This window comes from Roseivivax halodurans JCM 10272 (genome assembly GCF_000521785.1).
GTDB classification, from domain to species: domain Bacteria; phylum Pseudomonadota; class Alphaproteobacteria; order Rhodobacterales; family Rhodobacteraceae; genus Roseivivax; species Roseivivax halodurans.
Genome location: NZ_JALZ01000003.1, coordinates 214,186 through 237,713 on the forward strand (window position 1 = coordinate 214,186; position 23,528 = coordinate 237,713).

Below are 23,528 nucleotides of genomic sequence, written 5' to 3' on the forward strand. Positions count from 1 at the left end.
AGGGACTGCGTGAATGTCTGTCGTCTTGGGATGTGTCGCCCCCGGACGGGAGCGTTGTCGAGATTTAGGCGCAGCAGGACCGTGAGTCAATCTGCCCGGCTGTAGGTCTCGTAGGTCTCCGGAAGCTCCTCTTCACCTCCTTAACCATTCTTAAAGAATGATTGATTTGGGTAGTAGAGTTGCGTTTGCCCTGTGGATTTCGACTCTTTCCACGAAGTTCTACACGGATGCAGAGCCTTGTGGAAAACCTTTGGGATGAACTGGACTGCAATCAGGATGTTTCCTATTTTTTGAAGCCTAATCAGTATTTTACAGACTCTCCACGGCCTTCTCCTCCGGTGGACAAACGAAAACGACTCGGGTGGGCTGTGGATTCTTCACAGGCCGTCTCTTCTCCCGTCCCCATCTTGGGGAGAGCTGCGAACGGCGGGAGGAATCGGCCGGTTGTCCACGGCGCTTGAAAAGACCCCCGATTCCTCCCAGAACCGGCCCTACGTTCTGCCCTGCGTTATACCGAAAGATATCCACAGATGACTGAGGTTCTCACCCTCGCCTCGGGCTCGAAAATCCGTTCCGAACTGCTGTCGAAGGCCCGAATCGACCATCGGATCGAGCCCGCGCGCGTCGATGAGGAGGCGGTGAGGGAATCACTCGACGCCGAAGGGGCCTCTCCACGGGATCTTGCGGACGCGTTGGCCGAGATGAAGGCACGCAAGGTGGCCGGACGGGGAATGCCGGGGCTCGTGCTCGGCTGCGATCAGGTCCTGGCCTTCGGCGAGGAGGTTTTCTCCAAGCCCGAGGCCCGCGAGGAGGCAGCGGAGCAGATCCGCCGCCTGCGCGGCGAGCGGCACCAGCTTCTCTCCGCCGCGGTGCTCTACGAGGACGGCGCGCCGGTCTGGCGCCACGTCGGCACCGCGCGTCTTTACATGCGCGATGTCTCTGACGACTTCCTGGAAGGCTATCTCGACCGCAACTGGCCCGATATCGGCGAGAGCGTCGGGGGCTACAAGCTCGAGGCGGAGGGCGTCCGTCTCTTCACCCGGATCGAGGGGGATCACTTCACGATCCTCGGGCTGCCGCTCCTTCAATTGATCGATTACCTTGTCCTGAAAGGTGTCCTGCCCTCATGAGCGATGCACCGAGATCCGTCCCGCTGGCCGGCGTGATCGGCCACCCGATCGCGCATTCGCGGTCGCCTCTCTTGCACGGTCACTGGCTGCGCAAACTCGGCATACGGGGGCATTACGTTCCCCTCGACGTCGCGGCCGCGGATTTCGAGAATGTCGTGCGGATGATGCCCCGGATGGGCTTCGTCGGTGCGAACGTCACGATCCCGCACAAGGAACGCGCCTTCGGTCTGGCCGATGTGGTGAGCGACCGGGCCAGTCTGATCGGCGCGGTGAACACGCTGACATTCCGCGACGACGGACGGATCTACGCGGACAATACAGACGGTTACGGGTTTCTCGCCAATCTGCGGCAGAACGCGCCGGACTGGCGTGCGGATGCGGGGCCGGCGCTCGTGCTCGGCGCCGGCGGTGCCTCGCGAGCGGTTGTGGCCTCCCTGATCGAGGCCGGTGCGCCGGAGATTGTCGTGACCAATCGCACGCGCGTCCGCGCCGAAACTCTGCGGGAGGATTTCGGCGCGCGGGTCCGTGTGCTCGACTGGGTCCAGGCGGGCCGTGCAATGGCGGATGCGGCTTTGGTTGTGAATACCACATCGCTCGGGATGGTCGGCAAGCCCGAGCTGGCGGTTCCGCTGGACGGGATCGGTCCGGGCACGGTGGTGACGGATCTCGTCTACGCCCCGCTCGAGACGCGATTGCTGCGGATCGCGGCAGACCAGGGCGCAAGTGTCGTCGACGGGCTCGGCATGCTGCTGCACCAGGCGGTTCCGGGTTTCGAGCGGTGGTTCGGCATGCGCCCCGAGGTCGACGAAGCAACCCGCGCGGCCGTCCTTCTATGACATTTCGTCTCGGGCTCACCGGCTCCATCGGCATGGGAAAGTCCACGACCGCCGCGATGTTTGCGGAACGCGGCTGCGCCGTCTGGGATGCGGACGCCGCAGTGCACCGGCTCTACAGCAAGGGTGGTGCCGCGGTCGAACCGATCGCCGCGGCGTTTCCCGACGCCATCGAGGACGGCGCGGTCAGCCGCGCCCGACTGCGCCGCATCATCTCTGCGGATCCGGATGCACTCTCCCGCATCGAGGCCATCGTCCATCCGCTCGTCCGGACGGATCGAGCGCAATTCGCCGAAGCACATCCGGATGGCATCGTCGTCTTCGACATCCCTCTCCTCTTCGAGACCGGAGCGGAGGCCGAGATGGACGCGACGGCCTGCGTTTCGGTTTCACGTGAAACGCAGGAGGCCCGGGTGCTCGATCGCGGCACCATGACCCGCGCGGAATTCGAGGCGATCCTCGCCAAGCAGATGCCGAACGAGGAAAAGCTGGCCCGTGCGGATTACCGGATCGACACCTCGTCGCTTGAGGCGGCGGCCCGGGACGTGCAGGATGTACTACGAAAGATCACCGGAGACCCCTAGATCATGCGCGAGATCGTGCTCGACACCGAGACCACCGGCTTCGACCCCGAGCAGGGCGACCGCATCGTAGAGATCGGCGCGGTCGAGCTCTGGAATCACGTCGCGACCGGCCGGACGTATCATCAATACATCAACCCAGAGCGGTCGATGCCGGACGAGGCCTTCCAGGTCCACGGGCTCGGCGACGACTTCCTGCGCGACAAGCCGGTCTTTGCGCAGATCGCCGACGATTTCGTCACCTTCATCGGCGACGCCAAGATGGTGATCCACAACGCCGCCTTCGATATGAAGTTCATCAATGCCGAGCTCGGCTGGCTGAAGAAGCCGCACTTCCCCTGGGAGCAGGCGGTCGACACCCTCGCGATCGCCAAGAAGAAATTCCCCGGCTCGCCCGCCTCGCTCGACGCGCTCTGCCGCCGCTTCGCCATCGACAATTCGTCGCGGACATTGCACGGCGCGCTTCTCGACAGCGAGATCCTGGCCGAGGTCTATCTCGAGCTGATCGGGGGCAAGCAGCCCGATTTCGGCCTGGCGCAGTCGACGAGCCGCGCAGATGCCGCCGTCGACTGCGCATGGCGGGCCTACAAGCGCCCCGAGCCGCTGCCGCCGCGGATCACCGAAACGGAAAAGGCGGCTCACGCCGCCTTTGTCGATGCTCTCGGAGAAAACGCGCTCTGGCGGCGCGGCGCCTGACTTACGCCTGGCCGGTCTGCTCGGGCGATCCTGCCTGAGCGGCTTGCGCCTGCTGACGGCGCTGGATCTCGGCGCGGTAGAGCTGGACGAAATCGATGTTCTCGAGGTTCAGCGGCGGGAAGCCACCGTCGCGCGAGACGTCCGAGACGATCCGCCGCACGAACGGGAAGAGCATCCGCGGGCATTCGATCAGCAGGAAGGGATGCAGCTGGTTCTCGGGCACGTTCTCGATGTGGAAGATGCCGGCATATTCCAGCTCCATCAGGAACAGCTGATCGCCGGAGCTCTTGGTCTTGCTGTCGACCTTGAGCTTCATGATCACTTCGTACTGGTTTTCGGCCTGCCGCTTCTTGGCATCGAGGTTCACCTGAACCTGAACGTCGGGCTGTGCCTCGCCCTTGGTACCCTTCTGGGCGAGGATGTTCTCGAACGACATGTCGCGGATGTACTGCGCGAGAACGTTCATCTTGACCTGCGGCGCGTCCTGCGGCTGAGCCGTGTCGGCGCCGTTGCCGGACGAGTTGGTGCTGGTGTCGCTCATAAGTCGGGCTCCCTGAGAATTACCTCGGTGCCTTAGCAACAAGGCACCCAGCGCTCAATGCTTAGTCCAGCCGGACCCCTGATGCGTGGGCCGCTTGCGCTCGGGCGGCGTGACCTCCTCGTATTCGGTCTCGATCACGTCGCCCTGCCTCGGCCGGCCGGCAGTGCCGTGGCCGCCGGGGCGACGCGGATCTCCATGGGGCGCTCCGCCCATCTCGAACCGGCGCATCTTCACGTGGCGGCTGGCATAGCGCATCGCCGCCTTGCGGACGCCCGGAGTGCAGAGCGCAAAGCCCACGGCGTCGGTGAAAAAACCCGGGGTGAGCAGCAACGCGCCCGCGAGCAGGATCATTGCCCCATGGGCGAGCGGTTCGGTCGGATCCGACAGGTTGTTGAACGATTTGCGGATGTCGTTCATCGCCATCGCGCCCTGCGAGCGCACCAGCATCGTGCCGATCAGCGCTGTCAGCACCACGATCCCCAGCGTCGGCCAGAGGCCGATCAGCCCTCCGACCTGTATGAAGAGCGCGATCTCGATAAGCGGAACCGCAAGGAACGCTACGAAAAGCCACATGTCGTTCGGCCTCCAAACCCGGGCGGCTTCGGTAGACTTGGCCCCGCCCAACGCCTACATAGGTTCCCAACTTCACGCTTTCCATGCATCCTTAACGAGGCATTGATGAATTCCCCCATCCTGCAGCTCCTGGTCCTGGCGGGGATCGCTGTCTTCCTCATCCTGCGGCTCAAGAATGTCCTCGGGACCCGGGAAGGCTACGAAAAGCCCCCGACGCCGCCCTCCGGCGCGCAATCCAAGGCCGATCGCCGTGGGTTCGAGGTTATCGAGGGCGGTCCCGATCGCGACATCGTCGATCACGTTCCCGAGGGCAGCGAAAGCGCCCGCGCCCTGGCACAGATGAAAGAGATCGAGCCGTCCTTCGGGGTTGCCGACTTCCTGTCGGGCGCCCGCGGCGCCTACGAGATGATCCTCATGGCCTTCGAACGCGGCAAGATCGACGAGATCGAGCCCTATCTCGCACCGGACGTGTTCGAGAGCTTCGCCGAGGTGGTGAGGGCGCGCGAGGAGCAGGGCCTGACCATCGAGGCCGAGTTCGTCGGCGTGCGCGAACTGACGCTGGCCGAGGCGAGCTTCGATCAGACCACCCGCCTGGCCGAAATCACCGTGCGCTATGTGGGCGAACTGACGCAGGTGGTGAAGGACGCGGAAGGCACCGTGATCGAAGGTAGCGCCACGCAGGTCAAGCGTCAGAAGGACCTCTGGACCTTCGCGCGGACCATGGGCTCGGACGATCCGAACTGGCAGCTGGTCGCCACGGGCGAATGACGGCACGGATCGGCGCGGCGCTTCTGGCGGGGATCTGGGCCATGGCTGCAGACCCCGCACAGGCGACAGGCGCGCTCGACGGCGACGCGCCTGTCGCGCACACCATCCTCGACTTTTCTGACCTCGACGGCTGGGCGGCGGACGATCACTCCGCCGCCCTCGATGCGTTTCTGGTGACGTGCCGGGATCTCAACGATCCCGACTGGACCGCGCTCTGCGCCGCGGCTGAGGATCACCGGGACGTGGCGCGGAACTTTTTCGAACTGTTCTTCCGCCCCGTGCTGATCACCGAAGGCAGTGCCGAGGCGCTATTCACCGGATATTTCGAGCCCGAGCTCGACGGTGCGCCGCATGCCTCTCCCAGGTTCCGCTATCCCATCTACCGGATGCCGCCCGAGGCCGAGGCCGCGGAGCAATGGCTTTCCCGACGCGAGATCCTGAGCGGCAGCGAAATGAGCGGCCGCGGGCTCGAGATCGCTTGGGTCGACGATCCGGTGGAGCTCTTCTTCCTGCAGATCCAGGGCTCCGGCCGCATCCGCTTTCCGGATGGGCGCGTCGTGCGCGTCGGTTACGGCGGAGCGAACGGGCACGAATACAAGTCGGTCGGGCAGGAGCTGGTGCGGCGCGGCATGTTCGAGGCGCACGAGGTCTCTGCGGGCACCATCAAGGAATGGGTGCGCACCCATCCGACCAAGGGCGAGGAGCTGCTCCTCCACAATCCGTCCTACGTCTTCTTCCGCGAAGTGAGTGAAGTGCCGGCGGATCGCGGGCCGCTCGGCGCGATGAACCGGTCGGTCACGCCGCGGCGCTCCGTCGCCGTCGATCCCGCCTACACGCCGCTCGGTGCGCCGGTCTGGGTGGAAAAGGACGGCGGCGTGCCCATGCGCCGCCTGATGATCGCTCAGGATACCGGATCGGCGATAAAGGGCGCGCAGCGCGCCGACATCTTCGTCGGGACGGGGGACGAGGCCGGGGCGACCGCCGGCACCTTCCGCGACGCCGGGCGCATGGTTGTGCTGCTCCCAATCCAGAGGGCCTACGCGCTGCTGCCGGAGCTTCTGGAATGAAGGGGCGCAAACCCCGCCACGAGGAACTCGAGCTCTGGTCCCAGGTCGCCCGCACGGCGAAGAAGCTTCCCGGCCAGCGCCGCGATCCGGCGCCCGAGGCCAAGCCCGGTCCAAAGCGGAAGAAGGCCCACGATCCTCCGGTCCGGCCCCAGCTTCCCGCCTTCGAGGTCGGCGAGCGGGCGCGGGGCCGCTCGTCGGTCTCCCTGCCGCAATCGACGTCCGAACGGCTTGCGCAAGAGGCCGTCGACATGGACGCCAAGGCGCACAAGCGCCTCAAGCGCGGCAAGCTCGCTCCCGAAGCCCGGCTCGACCTGCACGGCATGACGCTCGACGAGGCACATCCCGCGCTTGTCGGCTTCATGTATTCGGCCCAGGCCAAGGGGTTGCGGCTCGTGCTGATCATCACCGGGAAGGGACAACGCGAGGATCCCTACGATCCCATGCCCCGCCGCCGGGGCGTTCTCAAGACGCAGGTGCCGCACTGGCTGCGCATGGCGCCGCTCGGGCCGATGGTGCTGCAGATCTCCGAGGCGCATATCAGGCACGGCGGCGGCGGCGCCTATTACGTCTATCTCCGGCGTCGCCGCTAGCCCGTCCGCTCGGGCACCGGAACGCCGCTGCGCCTCTCGACGAGCGCCAGCCCGGCGACGATCGCACCGACGGCGCCGGCGAAATAGACCGCGATCCCGACGAACTGCGCCTCGATGCCGATGCCGGCGTCGATCAGCGCGCCGGTGAGGAACGGTCCGATCGCGGTACCGAACACCATGATCGCCGTGCCCATCGACTTGATCGAGCCGAGGTGCCGCGTGCCGAAGAACTCCGCCCAGAGCGCGTTCGGAAGCGTCGCCTGCATGCCTTGCGTGAGCGACATGAGCGCAAAGGCGATCCCCGCCGTCCAGAGCGGCCCGCCGAGCCCGAAGAAGAGGAACGCGACCCCCATCGGCACGAGGTAGACCGGCAGCAGGCGCGCGGTCCCGAGCCGGTCGATCGCCGCGCCCGATAGGATCATCGCTGTCAAGGTCCCGATGGTGAAGATCGGCATCAGCGCCACGAAGTCGAAAAGCTCCCAGCCCTTCACCTCGGTCAGATGCACCTGCTGGAAGAAGAGCGCCGTTCCGAAGGCCGGCGGGCCGAGCAGCGCCGGGGCCATCAGCCAGAAGAACGGATGCCGGAGCACTTCGCCGCGCCTCCAGTGCCTGCCATCCATGCCCGCCGCGTGGCTTTCCTCGGCATGGCTCTGCGGGGTGCGCTCCTCGCGCAGGAGCAGGAGGAGAAGCGGAACGCCGAGCAGCGCGATCCCCGCCGCGATCACCCAGAGCGACCGCCAGGGCAGCACGGACATGAGCGCAACGAATATGACTGGTAGCACCGCCTGCCCCAGCGTGACCCCGAGCCCCGCAAGCGACAATGCCCGCCCGCGCGCCGCGACGAACCACCGCGACATCGACACCATCGCGATGAGGCCCATCATCCCCTGCCCGAAGAACCTCAGTCCGAGGATCGCGAGCGGCAGGAGCCAGACCGACGCGTTGACCGCCATCCCGAGGCAGGCGAGCGCGAGACAGACGAGGCCGGTGCCCCCAAGGACGCGGGAGCGGAAGCGGTCGGTCAGCCCGCCCGCGCTCACCATCAGCATCGCCGACAGCGTCGTGCCGATGGCGTAGATCGCGCCCCAGGCGCCGTGGCTGAGGTCGAACTCCGCGCGGATCTCGCCCGCGAAGATCGAGATGAAGAAGGTCTGGCCGAAGCTCGACAGGAACGTCAGCAGACCGCCGGCCAGGAGCCAGCGGGCATTGTCGCGGAGGAACGTCAGAAGCGGCATGCGCAATCACTCCGCGCGGCATGCGGAAGGTTCAAGCGGAAAGCGCATCCGCCATGAACATCTCGATCCGCGCGGCGGCGAGATCCGGCGCCTCCTCGTGGGCGAGATGGCCAAGACCCGGCAGACGCTCGGCGCGCGCGTGGGGTATGCGGGCCGCGGCGGTTTCGGCGCTCTCCGGAGGCACGGTCCGGTCGTTCTCGCCGAGAAGGAAGAGCGACGGCGCGGTGATGCCCGGCAGGTCAGAGAGCAGCCGGTCGAGCGACCATTGCGACATCATGAGGAGCGCTCCTTCCACATGCGCCCGGTCGCGCAGGAGGCGGGCATAGAGCGCGACGCCCTCGGGGTCGATCGTGGACCCCGTCCCCTGCAGCAGAGTCGCCGCGCGGTCGGGCGAGACCAGCGCCATCCGCACAAAGCTCGTGGCGAACGGCGTCATCGCCATCATCCGCGCGGCCATCGGAAAGAGCACGCCCGCAAGGCCCCGGAAGGGCTCGAGCGCGGGGTTGAAGGCGACGATGCGCGGGGATGTCGCCCCCTCGCTCGCGAGCCGCAGCGCGACCGCGGCGCCCGCCGAATGGGCGACGATCCCCTGCGGCTGCCAGCCCTCGGAGCGGATCAGCCGGCCCAGATCCTCGGCCATGAACGGGAGCGAGGATCGGAAGCGTGTCGCGATCCGTGTCATCCCGTGACCCGGCAGATCAACCGCGATGCAGCGGTACTGCGACGCGAGCAGCGGCAGGACGTCCCGCCAGCTATGCGTCGCGCCCCCCGCGCCGTGCAGGAAAAGAAGATCCGGCCCCTGCCCCATGATCTGCACGTGCCAGCGATGCGGTTTCACGCGGATCAGCCGCGAATGTTCCGCATGCGGCCAGCCTGCGAGGTCCTGCGGAAAGCGCACCGGCTCAGGTCTCCAGCGCCGCATCGAGCCCCGACTTCATCTGCGCCGCATTCGCCCTCGGCAGCGCGAGATAGGCAAGGCCCATGTGGCTCGCGAGCGCCGAGAGCTCGCCCCGTGGGCGCGTCCCGGTGTCGATGACCGCACCGCCGATGCGTTGCGCGCCGATGAGCCGTGCCATTTGGTCCGCATCCGCCATCGCCTGCGCGCGGCCGGCGCCCCCCGGCAGCGGCACGTTCGCGCGCCCGTCGGTCAGCAGCGCCAGAGCCGGCGTGAAGCCCGACCGTGCGCCCTGCAGAACCAGCGCATGCGCCGCCTGCAGCCCGGAGGCGAGCGGCGTTCCCCCGCCCCCCGGCTGCCCGGCGAGCCGGCGCTTGGCCTGGACCAGCGACCGCGTCGGGGGAAGCAGCAGCTCCGCCCCCTCGCCCCGGAATGCGATCAGGGCCACGCGGTCGCGCTTGGCGTAGGCCTCCGCCAGCATCAGCTCGACCGCGCCCTTCGCCTCGCCGAGCCGCGCCATCGCCGCCGAGCCCGAGGCATCTACGCAGAAGATCACTAGCCGGTCGGATTGCTCCTCGTATCGCCGCACCCGCAGGTCGGAGGACCGCACGATGATCCCGCTCCGCTCCGGTGCCTGCTCCCGTCGCAGAGTCTGCCAGGGCGCAGCGGCCCGCAGGGTCGCGACGAGGTCGATCCGGGTGCTTGAGGATGGCTTTCCGGGGCGTGCAGGAAGCGGTCGACCGCGCCGGTTGCCGCGCCGCCTTGCGCCCTGCCCCGATCCGGTCTGCGCCGCCGCACGCTGCGCCGCGCGCCTTTCGAGCACACCCGGCGGAAGCATCGCGCGCACCGCTTCGATCAGCATGTCGGCCGGGATCGTGTCGCCGGACCCGGGATCGCTGTCGTCGCTCTCTTCGGCCTCGGGTTCCTGCACATCGTCGTCGTCCGGCGGCTCCGGCAGGCGGGTCGCCCGGGGCGCCAGAACGAGCGTCGCGGCTATCGAGAGATCGCCATCCCCCACCGCCTCGCGCCCTGACAGCGCCGCATGCGCCCGCGCGGCCATCGCGGCGAAGAGCGGCGCCCGGAGAGAGAGGATGCCCAATTCGACCGCAGCCGCCGTCAGCGCCGCAAGCGCTGCATCGGGCAATGCGACGGAGCCCAGTCGCTCCCGCGCGGCTGCGATCTCGCCGGGATCGAGCGCGATGTCGGCCAGCGCGTCGAGGCGTATGCCGTCGAGATCGAACGAGAAAGCCAGCCGTTCGGTCAGGCTCACCGGCGCCCGTTCCGCGTCAACGCCCTCGTCGAGCAGGACGAGCGATGGCAGCGTTCCGGCATCGAGCCCCTGCCCGAGCTTTGCCGCCAGTTCGGGCAGGCACCGCTCAGCCATGGTCAGCAGGACCGGCCTCCCACGGGCGAGAATGCCCGCGCCCTCGACCTTGCGCCCCGCGGCGAGGCTCGCCGCGATGTCGGTCCCGCCGAAAAGTTGCGCATCGTCGATCCCCGGCGCAATGCGCGAGAGCGGCCCGAGCCGGTCAGGCACATGGTCGAGAAAGGCCTGCCGGACCGGTCCGGCCCGCGCGCGCAAGTGCAGCCCGCCGAGGCCGTGCGGATCGACTGCCAGCAGCGCGAGCGCCAGCTGTCCCGTCACCCAGACCTCGCCGGGCTCCTCCCTCATGCCAGCACGTCGTCCAGCATCCGTGCGACCCGTGCGCCCGATCCAGAGTCGTCGAGCGGATCGCGCCGCAGGCGATGCCCGAGCGCCATCGGCGCGATGCGCCGCAGGTGATCGCGCGTCACCGCGCTTGCGTCTTCGTAGGCGGCCAGCGCCCGCGCGGCCCGCGTGAGCGTCAGCTCGCCGCGCAGCCCGTCCGAGCCGAGCGCGAGGCAGAGCTCGGCGCAATCCCGCAAGGCGGCGTCGGGCGTCTCCACCGAGGACAGTGATGCCCGCGCCGCGAGGATCGCCTCTCGGATCTCCGCATCCGCCTTTGCCCATTTCGCGACGAAGCTCTCGGGATCGCCCTCATAGGCCACACGGCGGCGGATGACCTCGATCCGCTCCTCGATATCCGTGGGCGAGCCGACCTCGACCGAAAGCCCGAACCGGTCGAGGAGCTGCGGACGCAACTCCCCCTCCTCGGGGTTGCCCGAGCCCACCAGCACGAAACGCGCGTCGTGGCGCACCGACAGGCCCTCGCGCTCGACGACGTTCTCGCCCGATTGCGCGACGTCGAGCAGCAGGTCGACGACGTGGTCCTCGAGCAGGTTCACCTCGTCGATGTAGAGATACCCCCGGTTCGCCCGCGCCAGAAGCCCCGGCTCGAACGCCTTCTCGCCGCGGGTGAGCGCCCGCTCGATGTCGAGTGCGCCGACCACCCGGTCCTCGGTCGCGCCGAGCGGCAGGTCGATCACCGGCGTCGGCACCTCGCGGCTCTCGCCCCCCTCGGGCTCCCAGTCCGCCTGCGCCGCGCCCGAGGCGGCATTGGTGGGCGACCCGGCGACGACACTGATCGGCGGCAGGAGCGCGGCGAGCGCCCGGACGGCGGTGGACTTGCCGGTGCCCCGGTCGCCGAAGACCAGAACGCCGCCGATGCCGGGATCGACCGCGGTGAGGATCATGGCGCGTTTCATCTCCTCCTGCCCGACGAGGGCGGAGAACGGGAACGGATGTCTCATGGCGTCACCTCCATTGGGATGCGGGGGCTGCGGCCCTCCCAGGCCCCGGCCTCTCCGGCGATGCGGAACCGGGCGTAGAGTTCTTCACTGAACCAGTGTCCTGCGCGAACGGCGCGGATCGCCTCGGCATGCGGGCCCGAGGCGCGGGCGAAGCGGGCCATGCTGGCCTCGTCCGGCCAGACCGAGACGGTAACCTGCTGGAACCACGGCACCTCGCCGATGCCGATCTTGAAGAGCACGTCCTCGTTGGCCCCGATCATGCGGCCAATATCGGGCTGCCGCTGCCAGAATCTCAGCATCTTGCGGGGCCTGATCGTCGCGCGCGTCAGCGCCGCGAGCGGCCCGGCCCCTGAATCGTCTGCGGCGTCGAAGGGAATGCGGCCGCTCCATTCGCCCCGCGCCGAAATCGGGCGGAGAAACAGGGTCCAGTGCTCGGCGGCGACGCGGCGGTAGCGCGCCCAGAGCGGCGAGGTCTCGATCTGTCGGCGCGCGGTGTCTTCCCCCGGCCAGACCGCGAGGATCGCGTAGACGCCGGTATTCGGCAGCGGCGTGAATCCCTCGCCGCTGCCCGAGCCGCAGAGCTTCCAGAACAGCAGGTCAGGGTGACGCGCGAGCGACGGGCGGGCGGCGCCCATCATGGCGAACGCCCAGAGCCGCGCGCGCAGCGAGGCGAAGCGGAACAGGCTGAGGCTGACGATCTGCATACAGGGACTCGGACCCCTCAAAGTGTCAATCAAGTCTGACATGTGGTCGGGCGCTTGGGAAGTCCCTGCAAAGTCACAGCGCAGATTGTCAGCTTAAGTTGACAGGTGTAGGCTCCGACTCATGACAGAGCTAGATCCCCGCTTGCCGCGCAGCTCGGCTGCCGCCCGCCCCCATGCAGTGGTGATCGGCGCGGGGCTCGGGGGCCTCGCCTCGGCCATGCGTCTCGGCGCGAAGGGCTACCGGGTCACCGTGATCGACCGGCTCGACGTGCCGGGCGGACGCGGCTCCGCCATCTGGCAGGACGGGCACCGGTTCGATCTCGGGCCCACCATCGTCACCGTTCCGCAGCTCTTCCGCGAGCTCTGGGCCGCTTGCGGTCGCGACTTCGACGAGGACGTCGATCTGCGCGCCCTCGACCCGTTCTACGAGATCCGCTGGCCCGACGGGTCGCACTTCCAGGCCCGGCAGGACACCGACGAGATGCGCGAGGAGGTGCGGCGCCTCTCGCCGCGCGATCTCAAGGGCTACGAGCGCTTTCTCAAGGACAGCGAGGCGCGGTACTGGTTCGGCTTCGAGGATCTCGGCCGGCGCTCCATGCACCGGTTCCGCGATCTGCTCGCCACGCTGCCGACCTTCGTGCGGATGCGGGCCGACCGTTCGGTCTACGCCCATGCCGCGCGGCGGGTCACCGACGAGCACCTGCGCATGGCACTGTCATTCCATCCTCTCTTCATCGGCGGCGATCCCTTCAACGTGACCTCGATGTACATCCTCGTCAGTCATCTCGAGAAGGAATTCGGCGTCCATTACGCGATGGGCGGCGTCGCTGAGATCGCCCGGGCCATGGCCGCGATCGTCGCGGATCAGGGCGGGCTCATGCGGATGCAGTCGGAGGTGGACGAGATCCTAGTGCGTGACGGCCGGGCTCACGGCGTGCGCCTGACCACCGGCGAGGTCCTCGATTCACACATCGTGGTGTCGAACGCCGATGCCGGCCTCACCTATTCGCGGCTGCTGCGGAACGTGCCCTCCAAACGGTGGAGCGAGAAGCGCCTCGACCGGACGCGCTGGTCGATGGGTCTCTTTGTCTGGTATTTCGGCACCAAAGGCACGCGCGGGAAATGGCGCGACGTGGGTCACCACACGATCCTGAACGGACCTCGGTACCGCGGGCTGGTGGAGGACATCTTCGTCAAGGGCAGGCTCTCGGACGACATGTCGCTCTACATCCACCGTCCGAGCGTGACCGATCCGAGCGTCGCACCCGAGGGGGACGATACGTTCTACGTGCTCTCGCCCGTCCCGCATCTCGGACACGACGATCCGGTCGATTGGGAGACCGAGCGCGAGAGATACCGCGCCAAGGTGCTTGAGGTGATCGAACGGGACGTGCTGCCCGGCCTCTCCCATCACCTCGGTCCCGAGCACATCCTCACCCCCGCCGATTTCGCGAGCCGCTACCTCTCCCCGCACGGCACCGGTTTCTCGATCGAGCCACGCATCCTGCAGAGCGCGTGGTTCCGCCCGCACAATGTCAGCGAGGACGTCTCGGGCCTGTTCCTGACCGGCGCGGGCACGCATCCGGGGGCCGGGCTGCCGGGCGTCATCTCCTCGGCCGAAGTTCTCGAAGAGCTCGTGCCCCAACCCTCGGAGTTCGTCCGATGATCCGGCAGGACGACCTCGATGCCTGCCGCGAGGCGATCCGGCACGGTTCGCTCTCGTTCCATGCCGCCTCGCGCCTGCTGCCCGCCCGCGTCCGCGACCCGGCGCTCGCACTCTACGCCTTCTGCCGCCTCGCCGACGACGAGGTCGACCTCAAGGCCGAGAAGGCCGCGGCGGTCTTGAGGCTCGAGGACCGGCTCGCCAGGGTCTACGAGGGAAGGCCTGAAAACGCCGCACCCGACCGGGCCTTCGCCGCGGTGGTCGAGGAGTTCGAGATGCCGCGCGCCCTGCCCGAGGCGCTGCTCGAGGGACTTGCCTGGGACGCGATGGGCCGGCGCTATGCGACGCTGTCCGACGTGACGGCCTATTCCGCCCGGGTCGCCGCGGCGGTCGGGGCGATGATGTGCGTCCTCATGCGCGTCCGCGATCCCGACACGCTGGCCCGCGCCTGCGATCTCGGGGTCGCGATGCAGCTGACCAACATCGCCCGCGACGTGGGCGAGGACGCGCTCGAAGGTCGCATCTACCTGCCGACCGACTGGTTGCTCGAAGCGGGTATCGCGCCCGAGGCTTTCCTCGCCGATCCGCGCCCGTCCCGCGCCGTGCGCAAGATGGTCCGGGACCTCGTGATGCAGGCGAACCGGCTCTACTGGCGGGCCGAGGCGGGCATCGGCGCCCTGCCCCGCACCTGCCGGCCCGGCATCTACGCCGCGCGGCACATCTATGCCGGGATCGGTGGCGCGGTCCTTCAGTCCGGATGCGACACAATATCGACCCGCGCGCGGACGACCACATCCCAGAAGATCGGCTGGCTTGCGCTCTCTGCGGCGCGGGCCGGCGTCACCACGGTGATGCCGCGCTCGGCAGTGCTCTATGCCCGCCCCCTGCCCGAATGTGCCTTCCTGATCGACGCCGCGGCCACACGCGCTCCGGTCTGGCAGCGCCGCGATACCCTGATCGAGGCTCTCGCCCGCGCCGCGGAGCGACAAAGACAGGACCGTGCTGCCTTGATCCGGGTGTCGGCCCGGTCTAGCTGACACCAGATGATCTGGATCACATTCGCCATCTTTCTCGCGGCCTGTTTCGCCGCCGGCACGACCGGCGCGATCTTTCCGCCCGGCGAATGGTATCGCCAGCTCTCCAAACCGCCCTGGACGCCGCCCGACTGGCTCTTCCCGGTGGCCTGGACGACGCTCTATATCTGCATGGCCGCGGCCGGCGCGCGCGTCGCGCTCGCGGACGACAACGCCATACCGATGGCGCTCTGGGCGCTGCAGATCGCCCTCAACGCGCTCTGGACGCCGGTCTTCTTCGGCCTCAAGCGGATCCGCGGCGGCATGATGGTGCTCTGCGCGCTCTGGGTCGCGGTCGCGGCCTGCATGATCGCGCTCTGGCAGGTGGACTGGATCGCGGGGCTCCTCTTCGTGCCCTACCTCGCCTGGGTCAGCGTCGCGGGTGCACTGAACTTCTCGGTCTGGCGCCGCAACCCCGGCATCGCCGCAGCCGCCTAGTCGAGCCACCCCGTCATGAAGGCGACAAGCGCGGTCGTCAGGCTTGGCGACATGTATCCGCCCTCCTGCACCAGCACCGTCGGAAGACCGGCGGAGCGGATCCTCCGCGCCGCCCGGGTGAAGCCCTGGTCCCCGACCGACATTCCCTTGAGCGGATCGTCCTTGTGGGCATCGAGCCCGAGCGAGACGACAAGCGCGCCGGGCGCGAAATCCACGATGCAATCCAGCCCCTGCTGGATGGCGTCGCACCAGGCATCGTCGCGGGTGGTCCGGGCGACCGGGATGTTCAGCGTCGCGCCCGCCCCGTCGCCATGCCCGGTCTCCTCGGCGGTCCCGGTGAAGAACGGGTAGTAATCGGCGGTGTCGGTATGGACCGAAACGAAGAGCACGTCGCCCCGGTCGTAGAAGATGTCCTGCGTGCCGTTGCCGTGATGGGTGTCGATGTCGAGGATCGCGACGCTGTCGTGGCCCTTGAGCAGGCGCGCCGCGGCAATGGCCGAGACGTTCATGAGGCAATGCCCCGCCGCGACCTCCGCGCTCGTGTGATGCCCCGGCGGGCGGCAGAGCGCATAGGCGGAACGCTCCCCCGCGAGGACGGAATCCGCTGCGGCGAGCGCGCTGTCCGCTGCGCGCTGCGTCGCCTGCCAGCTTCCGGGCCCGATCGGGGCCGACACGTCGCCCGCATGCCAGCCCGCCTGCCCGACGACACTTTTCGGATAGGCTTGGGTCTTGAGGCGCGGAAACGTGTTCGGGATCACTTCGCCCGCCGGATCCGGCAACTCCTGCCAGCGGTCCCAGGCGGAGGCCAGGAAATCGAGGAAGCGCGGGGTGTGCACCGTCTCGTAGGCGCCGCGGTCCTGCCGGGGCGGCTCCTCGGTGGACAGGCCCACCCGCTCCAGCCCGTCGAGCAGCAATTGCGCGCGCTCCGCACGTTCCGCATTGGCCTGGACGCGGCCATTGGTCAGTCGGAATTTCGGATCGTGCCGGCTGGTTTCGGGCGCGTAGAAGCAGCGCATGGGACTGACCTTCGGATGGGATTTCGACCAGAGAACGCGCCGCCGCGGCCAGGGTCAAGCCGGGGATCGATTGGTGCGCGCGTTTCGTCACCGCTGACTGGGGCCACGGCCCGGTCGGAGCGCTTGCGGACACCCGTCTTGCGGGACCTGCCCGGTCGGCAAGTGCAGGCGTCCTGGCGCTTCAGCCGTTCCGGTTGCCCTATACGTGTGTAAAATGCGGCGTAAATTAGGCTTTATTAAGACCTTGCTAGGATTTTGGACACGGTTCGCACAATCACCAATTCTTGGGTTCAAGTATCACGAGAATTCGATTTATGGCTGTGGGTAGGAGATGCCCACGCAGGAGAACCGCGTTGCCGATTGTAAACCTCCCCGCCCTCGCGTCCTTCGTGACCGCCGGAGCCATCGCGCTGGTCGCCTTGACCTCGGAAGCGGCCACGGCAGAACCGGTGCTCCTGGAGGTCGTCCGGGCGGACGGCTCGAGCGAAGAGTTCGACCGCGCGCGGCTGGAAGAGCTTCCCTCTACGGAGTTCACCACCACCTCGCTCTGGACCGACGGGCCCACGACCTTTTCGGGTCCGACCCTGTTGGATGTCCTCGATGCATCGGGGATCGAGGAGGGTGAGGTCGAGCTCGTCGCCCAGAACGACTATTCGGTCCAGCTCGATCTCGACGACGCCTTGTATACCGAGGGCTATCCGATCGTCGCCACGCGGCGCGACGGAGAGACGTTCTCGATCCGCAACAACGGACCCCTCTGGGTGATGTTTCCCTTCGACGACAACCCGGCACTGAAGGCAAACGAAGCCTACTCCCTCAGCATCTGGCAGCTCGTCGAGATTCGTCAGATCGGAGACTGACCATGGCCGCCGATGAGGTGTCCGCAGGAGAGAAGCGGGCGCTCCGCAAACCGGAATCATGGCAATCCGGCGACTCCCGGGACCTGTTTCCGAAGCGACTGACGGGTCTGGTCGTCCTGACCCTGATTGCCCTGACCGTCCTCGGCGGGCTCGCCTATTCCACGTACAAGGGCTTTCAGGGCAACACCTACGTTGCCGGCGAGAATTCGATCTGGGTCGTCGGCCAGATCGAACCGAGTGCGCTGCGGTACGAACGCGCGCTGTCCCGGTTCCTGCCCGATCCCGGATCCTCCACCGCCGCCGACGATCTCCGCGTCTCGAGCGAGCTCCTGCTCAGCCGGATGAACGTCGTGAGCGTGCACCTCGCGCAGGATCAGCTCGAGCTGACCGCAGAGGACGCCGCGCTCTGGGTGGAGGTCATGACCGAGCGTCCGCAGATCGAGGCGGTGGCCGATGCGGACAGCGCCGCGTCCCTGCAGCGCGCGGCGGAAGCTGCCGCCGCAGGCGCCGCGGATTTCGTCGAGACCGTCCGCCGCTTCAATGTCCGGGCGATGCTCGCCGCCATGGACGAGGCGCAGGACCAGAGGGCCGACCTTCAGACTACCGTCGTACGCTTTGCGACGGCCTCATTCGTTCTCGTCTCGCTGCTGATCGGTGCCGTCTGGGCGATGATCTACAGCTACCGGAACCTGCGCAGATCGCGCGCCAAGAGCGCGAGCGTCCGCGAAAGCCTCGACCGGTCCTACCGGCTTTCCGGCGAAGGCATCATGACGGTCACCAAAAGCTATCGCATCGTCATGGCCAATCCTGCGGCGACGCGGATGTTCGGCATCAGCGACGACGACCCCGACGCGCTGAGGCAGCTCGAGACGCAGATCCGTCGCATCCCGAAAGCGCCCGAAGACCGGGCGGTGCTCGAGGGGATGGTCGATGCGGCTGCCTTCGAACCGGAGTCGATGAGCCGGGCCAAGCCGCTCCGGACGAAGTTCCGGGCGGAGCGGATCGATGGATCACCGCTCGACGTGGAAGCCTCCATTTCCGTGGACCGGGACGAATCCGGACGCCCGGTCCTCATCGCGTTCCTTCGGGACGTGACCGAGCAGCTGGCACGGGAGCAGGAATTGCGCGCCGCCCGTGACGAGGCGCTGCAGGCCGTCGAGGCGCGCCTGCGCTTCTTCGCGATGATGAGCCACGAGATGCGGACGCCGATCACCGGGGTGATCGCGGCCATCGACGCGATCGTTGCGCGGGCCGATCCGTCCGACGAACAGAAGCGTCTGCTCAAGCTCGCGGACCAGTCGGCGAAATCGGCGCTGGCGCAGATCAACAACGTCCTCGATCTCGCCTCGCTCGAACGGGGCGATGCCGAGGTCGAGAGGGTCGTCTTCAACCTCCGCGAGGTCCTGTCGGACGTCACCGAGCAATACCGGCCGCTCGCCGAGCAGAGCGGCAACCGCGTCGTGCTCGACATTCCGGCCGAGCATTCCGTCGACCTCAAGGGGCCGTTGCCGGTCTTCATGCGCCCCTTCATCAACCTTCTCAGCAACGCGATAAAGCACACTGTCAAAGGCACCATCACCGTCCGGGCCCGGTTCCGCGAGGGCGAAGTCGCGGTCGAGGTCGAGGATACCGGTCCCGGCATCGACGAGCTCTTCCACGAGCGCATCTTCGAGCCCTTCGACATGGGGCCGTCCGTCCTGAAGAGCGGCAGTTCCGGTCTCGGCCTGCCGATCGCCCGGCGCGCGGTCGAGAGCCTCAACGGCCGGATCGGCGTGCGCAGCGAACGCGATCTGGGCAGCACCTTCTGGTTCACCGCGCAGATCCCGCTCGCGGACGGCGCATCGGTGCCGGACGCCTCCGTCTCTCCGCCGGCCGCGTCCTCTCCGGGCGATGCCGGCATCCGCATCCTGCTGGCCGAGGACAACGACCTGAACCGGCTCCTGGCCTCCGAGATGATCAGCCATCTCGGCTACCACGTCGAAGAGGCCCGCAACGGTGTGGAGGCCGTGGATCTGGCCATGGCGGGCGCGTACGATCTCATCCTGATGGACGTGAACATGCCGATAATGGGCGGCGCGGAAGCGACCGGGCTGATCCGCGCCGAAGGGCCGTCCAAGGCGGCGCGGATCGTCGGGGTCACGGCCTTCGTGGCTCCCGACGAGGCCGAAAAATTCCGCGTCTGCGGCATGGACGAGATCATCCCCAAGCCGCTCACCAGCCGGGAGCTCAACCGTCTTCTCGACCTGACCTAGATCCGCAGAGACCGAGGCCGGGCCGCGTGCCGAATGTCGGAGGAGGGCAGGGGGCGCCGTCCTCCGGCCCTGTGCGGGGACCTCCGATCAGAAGTCCCAGTCCTCGTCCTCGGTCGCCACGGTCTTGCCGATGACGTAGGAGGATCCCGAGCCCGAGAAGAAGTCGTGGTTCTCGTCGGATCCCGGCGACAGCGCGGCGAGGATCGCGGGATTCACCCGGCAGGCCTCGTCGGGGAAGAGCGCCTCGAAGCCGAGATTCTGCAGCGCCTTGTTGGCGTTGTAATGCAGGAACGCCTTCACGTCCTCGGTCAGGCCCATCGGATCGTAGAGCTCTTCGGTATAGCGCGCCTCGATCTCGTAGAGTTCGAACAGCAGCCCGAAGGCGAAGTCCTTCATCTCCTGCCGCTCGGCCTCGGTCAGCTTCTCCATGCCGCGCTGGAACTTGTACCCGATGTAATAGCCGTGGATCGCCTCGTCGCGGATGATGAGCCGGATGAGGTCGGCGGTATTGGTCAGCCGCCCGCGGCTCGAGAAGTGCATCGGCAGGTAGAAGCCCGAGTAGAAGAGGAAGCTCTCGAGGAACACGCTCGCCACCTTGCGCCGGAGCGGCGAGGCCGTCGCGTCATACTCGTCGAGGATCAGTCGCGCCTTAGCCTGCAGATGGTCGTTCTCGGCCGACCAGCGGAAGGCCTCATCGACCTCGGCGGTGGTGCAGAGCGTCGAGAAGACCGACGAATAGGACCGCGCGTGCACCGCCTCCATGAAGGCGATGTTGGTCAGCACGGATTCCTCGTGGGGCGTCGCCGCATCGGGCATCAGCGCGGGCGCGCCCACCGCGTTCTGGATCGTGTCGAGCAGCGTGAGGCCGGTGAAGACCCGGATGGTGAGCGTGCGCTCCTCGTCCGTCAGCCGCGACCAGGATTGGAGGTCGTTGGACAGCGGCACCTTCTCGGGCAGCCAGAAATTGGCCGTCAGCCGGTTCCAGATCTCGAGGTCCTTGTCGTCCTCGATCCTGTTCCAGTTGATCGCGCGCGGCACGGGGCGGGTCTGGGCGAAGTCTTTCATGGCGGTCCCTTTCGATCAGAGCGTGCAGGACACGCAGCCCTGCACCTCGGTCCCTTCGAGGGCCTGCTGGCGCAGCCGGATGTAGTAGATGGTCTTGATGCCCTTCTTCCACGCGTGGATCTGCGCGCGGTTGATGTCGCGGGTCGAGGCGTCGGCCGGGAAGAACAGCGTCAGCGACAGGCCCTGGTCGACGTGCCGCGTCGCGGCCGCGTAGGTGTCGATGATGGCCTTGGGCCCGATCTCGTAGGCGTCGCGGTAGAACTCGAGATTGTCGTTCGTCATGTAGGGCGCGGGGTAGTAGACCCGGCCGATCTTGCCTTCCTTGCGCACCTCGATCTTGGCGGTGATCGGGTGGATCGAGGAGGTCGCGTAGTTGATGTAGCTGATCGACCCCGTGGGCGGCACCGCCTGGAGATTGCGGTTGTAGATCCCGTCCCGCATCACCGCGTCCCGCAGCTCGGCCCACTCGGCGCGGCTCGGGATCGCGACGCCCATCCGCTCGAAAAGCGCGCGCACCGTCTCGGTCTCGGGCAGCCAGTCGCGGTCCACGTAATCGGCAAAGAAGCTGCCATCCGCGTATTTCGACCGCTCGAACCCCTTGAAGGCACGGCCCCGCTCGCGGGCGAGCGCGTTGGATGCCCGCAGCGCGTGGTAGAGCACCGTGCAGAAGTAGATGTTGGTGAAGTCGATCCCCTCGGGCGAGCCGTAGTGGATGCGCTCGCGGGCGAGAAAGCCGTGCAGGTTCATCTGCCCGAGCCCGATCGCGTGGCCCTCGTCGTTGCCGCGCCGGATCGACGGCACGCTGTCGATCGCCGACATCTCGGACACCGCGTTCAGCGCCCGCACCGCCGTCGTCACGCTGGCGCCGAGATCGCCCCCGTCCATCGCCCGCGCGATGTTCATCGAGCCGAGGTTGCAGGAAATGTCGGTACCCATACGCGCGTAGGAGAGATCGTCGTTGAACTCGGAGGCCTCGTTGACCTGCAGGATCTCCGAGCAGAGGTTCGACATCGCGATGCGGCCCGCGATCGGGTTCGCCGCGTTCACCGTGTCCTCGAACATGATGTAGGGATAGCCGCTCTCGAACTGGATCTCCGCCAGCGTCTGGAAGAAGGCGCGCGCGTTGATCTTGGTCTTGCGGATGCGCGGATCGTCCACCATCTCGGCGTACTTTTCCGTCACCGAGATCTCCGAGAAGGCGCAGCCATAGACCTTTTCCACGTCGTGCGGCGAGAAGAGGTACATGTCCTCCCCGCGCTTGGCGAGCTGGAAGGTCACGTCCGGGATCACCACGCCGAGCGACAGCGTCTTGATGCGGATCTTCTCGTCCGCGTTCTCGCGCTTGGTGTCGAGAAAGCGCAGGATGTCGGGGTGATGGGCGTTGAGATAGACCGCGCCCGCGCCCTGCCGCGCACCGAGCTGGTTGGCGTAGGAGAAGCTGTCCTCGAGCAGCTTCATCACCGGGATGACGCCCGAGGACTGGTTCTCGATGCCCTTGATCGGCGCGCCGTGCTCGCGGATGTTGGTGAGCATCAGCGCGACGCCCCCGCCGCGCTTCGACAGCTGCAGCGCCGAGTTGATGCCGCGCCCGATGCTTTCCATGTTGTCCTCGAGGCGCAGAAGGAAGCACGAGACGAATTCGCCGCGCGCGCATTTCCCGGCATTGAGGAAGGTCGGCGTCGCGGGCTGGAAGCGGCCCTCGAGGATCTCGGTGATCAGCTCCAGGGCAAGGCCGGTATCGCCGCGCGCCAGCGCCAGCGCGTTCATCACCACCCGGTCCTCGTAACGCTCGAGGTACCGGTGCCCGTCGCGGGTCTTGAGCGTGTAGGACGTGTAGTATTTGAACGCGCCGAGGAAGGTCGGGAACCGGAACTTCGCCGCATAGGCCGCGTCCCAGATCTCGTGCAGGAAGGCGCGGTCGTACTGATCGAGCACCTGCGGCTCGTAATAACCCTCGTCGACGAGGTAGCGCAGCTTCTCGTTCAGCGAATGGAAGAACACCGTGTTCCGGTTCACGTGCTGCAGGAAGTATTCCCGCGCGGCGCGCCGGTCGGCGTCGAACTGGATGCGGCCCTCGTCGTCGTAGAGGTTCAGCATCGCGTTGAGCGCGTGGTAGTCGTGCTCTGCGGTCAGGCCGGTATCGAGCATGGTGCCTCCAAGTCGGCGAAGAGGTGGGAAAGGCCCGCGCGGATGCGGATGATGTCGGTTTCGGTGCCGGCAAGCTCGACCCGGGCGAGGACGGGCACGCCGCATTTACGGGCGATCACGTCACCGGCGAGCGCGAAGGTCTCGCCGAAATTGCGGTTGCCGCAGGCGATGACGCCGCGCAGCAGCGCGCGGGTCGGCGCATGGTTGAGAAACCGGATCACCGGTTTCGGCACGGCGCCGCGGCCCTCGCCATCGGCATAGGTGGGCGTCACCAGCACGAAGGGCGCGTCCATCCGCGGCGGATCGCCGACCGGGGGCAGGGGCGTCCCGCCGAGGCCCAGCCGGTCGATCAGCCGCGCGGTGTTGCCGCTGCGCGAGGAATAGAAGGCGAGGGGGGTCATGGCCGTCAGAGCTGGCCGATGCGGTCCGGGCGGAAGCCCGACCAATGGTCCTCTCCCGCGACCACGACCGGCGCCTGCCGGTATCCGAGCGACTGCACATGCGCCATCGCCGCGCTGTCCTCGCTCAGATCGACGAGTGCATAGTCGATCCCCTTGGCGTCGAGCGCGCGGGTGGTGGCGGTGCATTGCACGCAGGCCGGCTTGGAATAGACGGTGATGGTCATCTCGAAAGGTCCCTTCTGCCTGTGGTGCGGACATGAAGGAGACACGAAACCCCCGGCAGGCGGCGCTGGCAGCCCGGGGATAACGCGCCCGGGCCCTCCGCCGCG

Annotated in this window: 24 protein-coding genes; 12 read left to right on the plus strand and 12 right to left on the minus strand. The window is 67.5% G+C overall.

Annotated features, from left to right (window positions below; translation table 11 throughout):
• Positions 1 to 530: 530 nt before the first annotated feature.
• From OCH239_RS04990 to dnaQ, 4 genes are read left to right on the plus strand one after another with little or no spacing between them, the layout of a single operon-like run.
• Positions 531 to 1,130, plus strand: a complete 600-nt coding sequence (locus OCH239_RS04990; protein WP_037259471.1) for a Maf family protein — start codon at positions 531 to 533, stop codon at positions 1,128 to 1,130.
• Positions 1,127 to 1,966: a shikimate dehydrogenase gene (locus OCH239_RS04995; RefSeq protein WP_037259472.1), complete on the plus strand. Its 840-nt coding sequence runs from the start codon at positions 1,127 to 1,129 to the stop codon at positions 1,964 to 1,966. Before OCH239_RS04990 ends, OCH239_RS04995 begins: the two co-directional genes overlap by 4 nt.
• Complete coding sequence (coaE, locus tag OCH239_RS05000; RefSeq protein ID WP_037259473.1) at positions 1,963 to 2,547, plus strand: dephospho-CoA kinase; 585 nt, start codon at positions 1,963 to 1,965, stop codon at positions 2,545 to 2,547. Before OCH239_RS04995 ends, coaE begins: the two co-directional genes overlap by 4 nt.
• Before the next feature lie 3 nt (positions 2,548 to 2,550).
• Complete coding sequence (gene dnaQ, locus OCH239_RS05005) at positions 2,551 to 3,240, plus strand: DNA polymerase III subunit epsilon (protein WP_037259475.1); 690 nt, start codon at positions 2,551 to 2,553, stop codon at positions 3,238 to 3,240.
• A 1-nt stretch (position 3,241) separates the two neighbouring features.
• Here the strand turns inward: dnaQ and secB are convergent, their stop codons facing one another.
• Both secB and OCH239_RS05015 read right to left on the minus strand, forming a co-directional pair.
• Complete coding sequence (secB, locus tag OCH239_RS05010) at positions 3,242 to 3,781, minus strand: protein-export chaperone SecB (protein ID WP_037259476.1); 540 nt, start codon at positions 3,779 to 3,781, stop codon at positions 3,242 to 3,244.
• Positions 3,782 to 3,835: 54 nt separating this feature from the next.
• On the minus strand, positions 3,836 to 4,354 hold the full coding sequence (locus OCH239_RS05015) for an FxsA family protein (protein ID WP_037259478.1): 519 nt from the start codon (positions 4,352 to 4,354) through the stop codon (positions 3,836 to 3,838).
• A 105-nt stretch (positions 4,355 to 4,459) separates the two neighbouring features.
• On the opposite strand from OCH239_RS05015, the gene OCH239_RS05020 reads away from it, so the two are divergent.
• From OCH239_RS05020 to OCH239_RS05030, 3 genes are read left to right on the plus strand one after another with little or no spacing between them, the layout of a single operon-like run.
• Positions 4,460 to 5,122, plus strand: coding sequence for a Tim44/TimA family putative adaptor protein (locus tag OCH239_RS05020; protein WP_037259480.1), 663 nt, complete (start codon positions 4,460 to 4,462; stop codon positions 5,120 to 5,122).
• Positions 5,119 to 6,189 carry a murein transglycosylase A gene (gene mltA / locus OCH239_RS05025; RefSeq protein ID WP_037259482.1) on the plus strand — a complete coding sequence of 357 codons (1,071 nt, stop codon included), beginning with the start codon at positions 5,119 to 5,121 and terminating at the stop codon, positions 6,187 to 6,189. The genes OCH239_RS05020 and mltA overlap by 4 nt, the downstream gene beginning before the upstream one ends.
• Positions 6,186 to 6,779: a Smr/MutS family protein gene (locus tag OCH239_RS05030; RefSeq protein ID WP_037259483.1), complete on the plus strand. Its 594-nt coding sequence runs from the start codon at positions 6,186 to 6,188 to the stop codon at positions 6,777 to 6,779. Before mltA ends, OCH239_RS05030 begins: the two co-directional genes overlap by 4 nt.
• Here OCH239_RS05030 and OCH239_RS05035 read toward each other — a convergent pair.
• The 5 genes from OCH239_RS05035 to crtA are packed head-to-tail and all read right to left on the minus strand — an operon-like array spanning position 6,776 to position 12,283.
• Complete coding sequence (locus OCH239_RS05035; protein ID WP_037259484.1) at positions 6,776 to 8,014, minus strand: MFS transporter; 1,239 nt, start codon at positions 8,012 to 8,014, stop codon at positions 6,776 to 6,778. The two genes, OCH239_RS05030 and OCH239_RS05035, sit on opposite strands and share 4 nt — an antisense overlap.
• A 31-nt stretch (positions 8,015 to 8,045) precedes the next feature.
• Entirely contained in the window at positions 8,046 to 8,912 is an 867-nt protein-coding gene (gene bchO, locus OCH239_RS05040; protein ID WP_037259486.1) for an alpha/beta fold hydrolase BchO, read from the minus strand.
• Positions 8,913 to 8,916: 4 nt separating this feature from the next.
• A complete protein-coding gene (locus OCH239_RS05045; protein WP_051489279.1) occupies positions 8,917 to 10,581 on the minus strand; it encodes a magnesium chelatase subunit D in 1,665 nt (554 codons plus the stop codon).
• The gene (bchI, locus tag OCH239_RS05050; RefSeq protein ID WP_037259487.1) at positions 10,578 to 11,579 is read right to left on the minus strand and encodes a magnesium chelatase ATPase subunit I; all 1,002 of its coding nucleotides are present in this window, start codon (positions 11,577 to 11,579) and stop codon (positions 10,578 to 10,580) included. Before bchI ends, OCH239_RS05045 begins: the two co-directional genes overlap by 4 nt.
• The gene (crtA, locus tag OCH239_RS05055) at positions 11,576 to 12,283 is read right to left on the minus strand and encodes a spheroidene monooxygenase (RefSeq protein ID WP_037259488.1); all 708 of its coding nucleotides are present in this window, start codon (positions 12,281 to 12,283) and stop codon (positions 11,576 to 11,578) included. The genes bchI and crtA overlap by 4 nt, the downstream gene beginning before the upstream one ends.
• A gap of 142 nt (positions 12,284 to 12,425) precedes the next feature.
• On the opposite strand from crtA, the gene OCH239_RS05060 reads away from it, so the two are divergent.
• Genes OCH239_RS05060 through tspO form a run of 3 tightly spaced genes read left to right on the plus strand, consistent with a single transcriptional unit; the run spans position 12,426 to position 15,457 of the window.
• Positions 12,426 to 13,949 carry a phytoene desaturase gene (locus tag OCH239_RS05060; protein ID WP_037259490.1) on the plus strand — a complete coding sequence of 508 codons (1,524 nt, stop codon included), beginning with the start codon at positions 12,426 to 12,428 and terminating at the stop codon, positions 13,947 to 13,949.
• Positions 13,946 to 14,983: a 15-cis-phytoene synthase gene (crtB, locus tag OCH239_RS05065; RefSeq protein WP_037259491.1), complete on the plus strand. Its 1,038-nt coding sequence runs from the start codon at positions 13,946 to 13,948 to the stop codon at positions 14,981 to 14,983. Before OCH239_RS05060 ends, crtB begins: the two co-directional genes overlap by 4 nt.
• Before the next feature lie 6 nt (positions 14,984 to 14,989).
• The gene (gene tspO / locus OCH239_RS05070) at positions 14,990 to 15,457 is read left to right on the plus strand and encodes a tryptophan-rich sensory protein TspO (RefSeq protein ID WP_037259492.1); all 468 of its coding nucleotides are present in this window, start codon (positions 14,990 to 14,992) and stop codon (positions 15,455 to 15,457) included.
• Here the strand turns inward: tspO and OCH239_RS05075 are convergent.
• The gene (locus tag OCH239_RS05075) at positions 15,454 to 16,473 is read right to left on the minus strand and encodes a histone deacetylase family protein (protein ID WP_037259494.1); all 1,020 of its coding nucleotides are present in this window, start codon (positions 16,471 to 16,473) and stop codon (positions 15,454 to 15,456) included. The two genes, tspO and OCH239_RS05075, sit on opposite strands and share 4 nt — an antisense overlap.
• Before the next feature lie 353 nt (positions 16,474 to 16,826).
• Here OCH239_RS05075 and OCH239_RS05080 point away from each other — a divergent pair, with 353 nt between their 5' ends.
• Together OCH239_RS05080 and OCH239_RS05085 are read left to right on the plus strand one after the other, a co-directional pair.
• Complete coding sequence (locus tag OCH239_RS05080) at positions 16,827 to 17,333, plus strand: putative pterin-binding protein (RefSeq protein WP_051489283.1); 507 nt, start codon at positions 16,827 to 16,829, stop codon at positions 17,331 to 17,333.
• Positions 17,334 to 17,335: 2 nt separating this feature from the next.
• Positions 17,336 to 19,585: a PAS domain-containing hybrid sensor histidine kinase/response regulator gene (locus OCH239_RS05085; protein WP_037259496.1), complete on the plus strand. Its 2,250-nt coding sequence runs from the start codon at positions 17,336 to 17,338 to the stop codon at positions 19,583 to 19,585.
• An 87-nt stretch (positions 19,586 to 19,672) separates the two neighbouring features.
• On the opposite strand, the gene nrdF is transcribed toward OCH239_RS05085, so the two are convergent.
• Genes nrdF through nrdH form a run of 4 tightly spaced genes read right to left on the minus strand, consistent with a single transcriptional unit; the run spans position 19,673 to position 23,423 of the window.
• Positions 19,673 to 20,650 (minus strand): class 1b ribonucleoside-diphosphate reductase subunit beta, encoded by a 978-nt coding sequence (gene nrdF / locus OCH239_RS05090; protein ID WP_037259498.1) that lies wholly within the window; start codon positions 20,648 to 20,650, stop codon positions 19,673 to 19,675.
• Between the two features lie 15 nt (positions 20,651 to 20,665).
• On the minus strand, positions 20,666 to 22,798 hold the full coding sequence (gene nrdE, locus OCH239_RS05095) for a class 1b ribonucleoside-diphosphate reductase subunit alpha (protein WP_037259500.1): 2,133 nt from the start codon (positions 22,796 to 22,798) through the stop codon (positions 20,666 to 20,668).
• Positions 22,780 to 23,199, minus strand: a complete 420-nt coding sequence (gene nrdI, locus OCH239_RS05100) for a class Ib ribonucleoside-diphosphate reductase assembly flavoprotein NrdI (RefSeq protein ID WP_037259502.1) — start codon at positions 23,197 to 23,199, stop codon at positions 22,780 to 22,782. The genes nrdE and nrdI overlap by 19 nt, the downstream gene beginning before the upstream one ends.
• Before the next feature lie 5 nt (positions 23,200 to 23,204).
• Complete coding sequence (nrdH, locus tag OCH239_RS05105) at positions 23,205 to 23,423, minus strand: glutaredoxin-like protein NrdH (protein WP_037259504.1); 219 nt, start codon at positions 23,421 to 23,423, stop codon at positions 23,205 to 23,207.
• Positions 23,424 to 23,528: the final 105 nt, after the last annotated feature.